General features: G+C 76.3%; 4 protein-coding genes. 2 read left to right on the top strand and 2 right to left on the bottom strand.

Annotation, left to right across the window (positions count from 1 at the left end):
* On the bottom strand, positions 1-268 hold a 268-nt coding region (locus tag AE652_RS36910), incomplete at its 3' end, for a hypothetical protein (RefSeq protein WP_049659508.1).
* A 223-nt stretch (positions 269-491) separates the two neighbouring features.
* A complete protein-coding gene (locus AE652_RS36905; protein WP_049659506.1) occupies positions 492-1373 on the bottom strand; it encodes a DUF3027 domain-containing protein in 882 nt (293 codons plus the stop codon).
* Positions 1374-1945: 572 nt separating this feature from the next.
* On the opposite strand from AE652_RS36905, the gene AE652_RS36900 reads away from it, so the two are divergent.
* Positions 1946-3298: an MFS transporter gene (locus tag AE652_RS36900; RefSeq protein ID WP_049659510.1), complete on the top strand. Its 1353-nt coding sequence runs from the start codon at positions 1946-1948 to the stop codon at positions 3296-3298.
* Between the two features lie 73 nt (positions 3299-3371).
* Positions 3372-3902, top strand: coding sequence for a hypothetical protein (locus AE652_RS46905; RefSeq protein WP_049659504.1), 531 nt, complete (start codon positions 3372-3374; stop codon positions 3900-3902).
* Positions 3903-4031 lie beyond the last annotated feature (129 nt).

The raw sequence follows: 4031 nt of genomic DNA, 5'->3' as shown, positions 1-4031 counted from the left end.
CGGCGAGCACGCCGTCGGCGAGGGTCAGCCGCAGCCGGCCGGGGCCGTGGCCGGCCCGGACCGCGGCGTCGGCCGCGTTCTGCGCCAACTCGACCACCAGGCGGTCCCGGTAGCCGCCGAGCGCCAGCTCCTCCTCGGCGTTGGCGTCCTCCCGGAACCGGGACGGCGAGGCGGCCCAGGCGTCCAGCACCCGCCGGCGCAGCGCGGCGCTCCCGAAGGGGTCCGCGAGGTGCTCGTCCGTGCCGCTGCCGATGATCCGAGGTTCCACTGGACCTGCCACCTTCCGCTGCCCTGTTCGTCGTAGGGCATTCTTCCCTGCCCCACCGACTGCTCCCGACCACGGACCCCGCCGGCGTCGGCCCCGGGACGGCGCCGACGGCGCCCCCGCCACCCGCCCGGAGCCGCGCGGAACCGTCCGGACAGCACCGCGGCCCGCACCGGTCGGTGACCAGTGCGGGCCGCGGAAGCCTGGGCTCAGGAAGGCCCGGGGCTCAGGAGTGGCCGAGCTCCTCGGCCGGGCCGTCGGGCTCGACGGAGCCGGAGGCACGGTCCGGGTGCAGCGGCAGCGGCTCGACCACCAGCTCGTCCAGGATCAGCTCGGACGGCGCCGGCGGAGCCGGGATGACGGCCGCCTCGGAGTGCCCGCCGCAGCCGTACGCGAAGGAGACGATCTGGCCGTCGGCCGGGCCGAACTCGTTGCCGCACACGCCGAAGGCCTGCCCGAGCGAGCCGCCGATCGGCACCAGGAAGCCGCAGCTCGCGCACGAGGCCGGGGCGGCCTGCGCCATCGGGGTCTGCGGGCCGTGGGACTTCTCCCAGCGCTCGGCGGCCAGGTGCAGGCCGAGCCGGGAGAGCACCCGGCTGCGGCCGAGGCCCAGCTCCTCGGCGACGGCGTTGATCCGGGCGCGGGCCGGAGCGGGCTGGACGTGCGGGTCGGTGACGACCAGGTCCTCGTCGTCCACCAGGGCGACCGCGGAGTTCGGCGCCGGCTCGTCCTCGCCGGTCCAGCCGGGCTCCAGCCGCAGGTCGTCGGCGCCGGTGGGCAGCAGGTCGCCCGGGCCCATGTCGCCGGGGCGCAGCCGGTCGCTCCACGGCACCCACTCGGGGGCGAGCACCGCGTCGGCGCCCGGCAGCAGCACGACCTCGTCCAGGGTCACGTTCTTGGCGCGCGGGGCGCGGGCGACGGTGACCGCCCAGTGCCAGCCGCGGTAGGCCGCGTCCAGGCACTCGAAGGTGTGGGTGACGACGCGGTCGGCGTCGGCCTGGACGCCCAGGTGCGGCCCGACGGCCTCCGCACCGACGGCCTCCTCGGCGGCCTGGCGGGCGAGTTCGACGGCCTCGGCACAGAGCCGGTCGGGGGTACGGCTTCGCATCGCAGCACTCACGGCGTCGATTCTCTCCCAGTTCTTCTGTCGCCCACGGCGTGTTGCCTGTTCCGTCGCGGCTCGGTGTCCCTCGTCCATTCTGCGCGACCGGGAGCCCCCTCGGGTACCGGCCGCGCCGCTCGACCGGCCTGCCGGCGCCCCGGCGCTCCGGCGGGTCGACCTTGGGCAGGCTACCCGTCGGCCGGTGCCCCGGCACAGTCCGGGGCGGACACGGCCGCTCCGGGGCCGCGCCGAGCGGAGTCCGGTCCCGCGTCGGCTCGGCGTTTCTGGGGCAGGATGGGCTTGTGGCGGACCACGACCCGTCGCAGCACGCACTGCGCGCCCCGCAGGCCGGCAGCCCCGACCAGGCGGACGCCGTGCCGCGACAGCAGCCCCCGGTCCCCGGCGCGGACGAACCGCAGCCGGCGGACGGCCCCGAGGCGCCCGCCGGCCCCCCGGACCGGCCCGGGAACGAGGCCCCGGAGACGCCGGGAGCCCCCGACCGGACCGCGCGGCAGCCGGACGGGCACGGGGACGAGGACGAGTTCGGGGACGAGGTCCCCGAGCCCCGCCGGCACTTCCTGGTCCGCACCGCCTCCGCCGCCGGCTCCCGCACCGGCAAGGTGGTGCACGGCACCGGCCGGCGGATCCGCCGGGCCACCGCCGCCGAGGGCGCGGGCGAGTCCGGCCTCGCCAAACTGATCGAGCTGCACGCGCTCAACTCCTTCGGCGACATGCTGATCACCATCGCGCTGGCGTCCACCATCTTCTTCTCGGTGCCCACCGGCGAGGCCCGCGGCCGGGTCGCGCTCTACCTGCTGATCACGATGGCCCCGTTCGCCCTCCTCGCCCCGGTGGTCGGCCCGCTGCTGGACCGCCTCCCGCACGGCCGCCGGGCGGCCATGGCGATGGCCATGCTGGCCCGCGCCGTGCTGGCCTGGACGATGGCCGGGGTGATCGCCGGCGGCGGCATCGCGCTCTACCCGGAGGCGCTCGGCGTGCTGGTCGCGTCCAAGGCGTACGGGGTGGTGCGCAGCGTGGTGGTGCCCCGGCTGCTGCCGAGCCGGCTGTCCCTGGTGAAGGCGAACTCCCGGGTCACCCTGGCCGGGCTGCTGGCCACCGGCGTGGCCGCCGCGGTGGGCGGGCTGCTGCACCTGATCGGGCCCGGCTGGCCGCTGCGCGGCGCCTTCCTGGTGTTCGTCGTCGGCACCCTGATGGCCTTCCACCTGCCGCCCACGGTGGACTCCGCCAAGGGCGAGCAGCGGGCCGTCCTGCACGCCGAGGTGCACGGCGAGGGCTCGCACCTGATCCACCACCGGCCGCCGCCGGTCAAGGCCTCGCTGCGCACGGTCGGCCCCTCGGTGATCCTGGCGCTGCGGGCGATGTCGGCGATGAAGTGGCTGGTCGGCTTCCTGGTGATGTTCCTGGCCTTCCTGCTGCGGGAGGAGCCGATCGGCGGGCTGCGGCCGACGGTGGCGCTGGGCCTGGTGGCGCTGGCGGCCGGGACGGGCAACGCGCTGGGCTCGGTGCTCGGCTCCTGGCTGCGCACCCGGGGCCCGGAGGCGACGGTCGCCGCGATGCTGCTGCTGGCGACCTGCGTGACGGCGGCGGCCGCGCTCTGGTACGGCGTGGTGACGGTGGTTCTGGTCGCCGGGGTGGCCGGGATGGCGGCCTCGCTGGGCAAGCTGGCGCTGGACGCGCTGATCCAGCGGGACGTCCCGGAGGCGGTGCGGACCTCGGCGTTCGCCCGGTCGGAGACCCTGATGCAGGTGTCCTGGGTGGCCGGCGGCGCGGTCGGCATCCTGCTGCCGCTGAACGGTGAGCTGGGCCTGTCGATCGCCGCCGGGGTGGTCGGCCTGGCGCTGCTGTGGACGCTCCGCTCGCTCTTCCGGGTGGGCCTGCGGCGGCACCCGGCGACCCCCCGGGTGGCCTGAACGGGGCGGTGCGGCAACACGCGGTGCCTACCCCCGCGTCGCGTGATCGGCCCGGCCCGGTAGATTCTGACGCATGAGCCTCAATTCCCGTGCCATCGCCGCCCTCGGCGCCGTCGTCGTGGTCGGCGCCGCCACGGTGGGCACCTCCGTCGCCATCGCCGCCGGCCAGACCGAGCACATCTCCCACCAGGCCACGCTCACGGTGGGCAACTCCTCGGTCGTCGCGCAGCCGCTGTGCTGGAACGGCGGCAGCCCGCTCACCGAGGACCAGCAGCAGCAGTGCCAGGAGGACGCGACCAAGGCGCTGAAGGACGGCTCGCTGCCCTCCTCGGACGTCGTGGGCAGCGACCGGGTCGGCGTCGGCGTCTCGCCGAACGTGGCCGACACGGGCTGGTGGGCCTTCACCAACGGCGGCTCGGCCAACCAGGGCGGGCGCTACAGCCTGTTCTCGGCCGCCAAGGGCCAGACCTGGTCCGGCGCCCAGGCCGCGGGCAAGCTGCTGAACTCCAGCGGCAAGACCGTGGTGACCGTGGTCGAGGGCGACCCGAACCAGGAGGCCCCGATCGCCGTCTGGTACTTCCAGCTGAACACCCAGGACAGCTGACGGTCCCGCGATGACCGCGCACGCCGTCGCCGACGGCCGGGGCGAGCGGTCGGACCCCGCGGGGGCCCGGCTGCTCGTCGTCGTCGCGGTCGCCGCCGAGGCCGAGGCGGTGCTGCGCGGCCTGCCCGG

The organism is Kitasatospora sp. MY 5-36 (genome assembly GCF_001182915.1).
GTDB lineage: Bacteria > Actinomycetota > Actinomycetes > Streptomycetales > Streptomycetaceae > Kitasatospora.
This window is presented reverse-complemented; position numbering and strand designations above follow the sequence as displayed.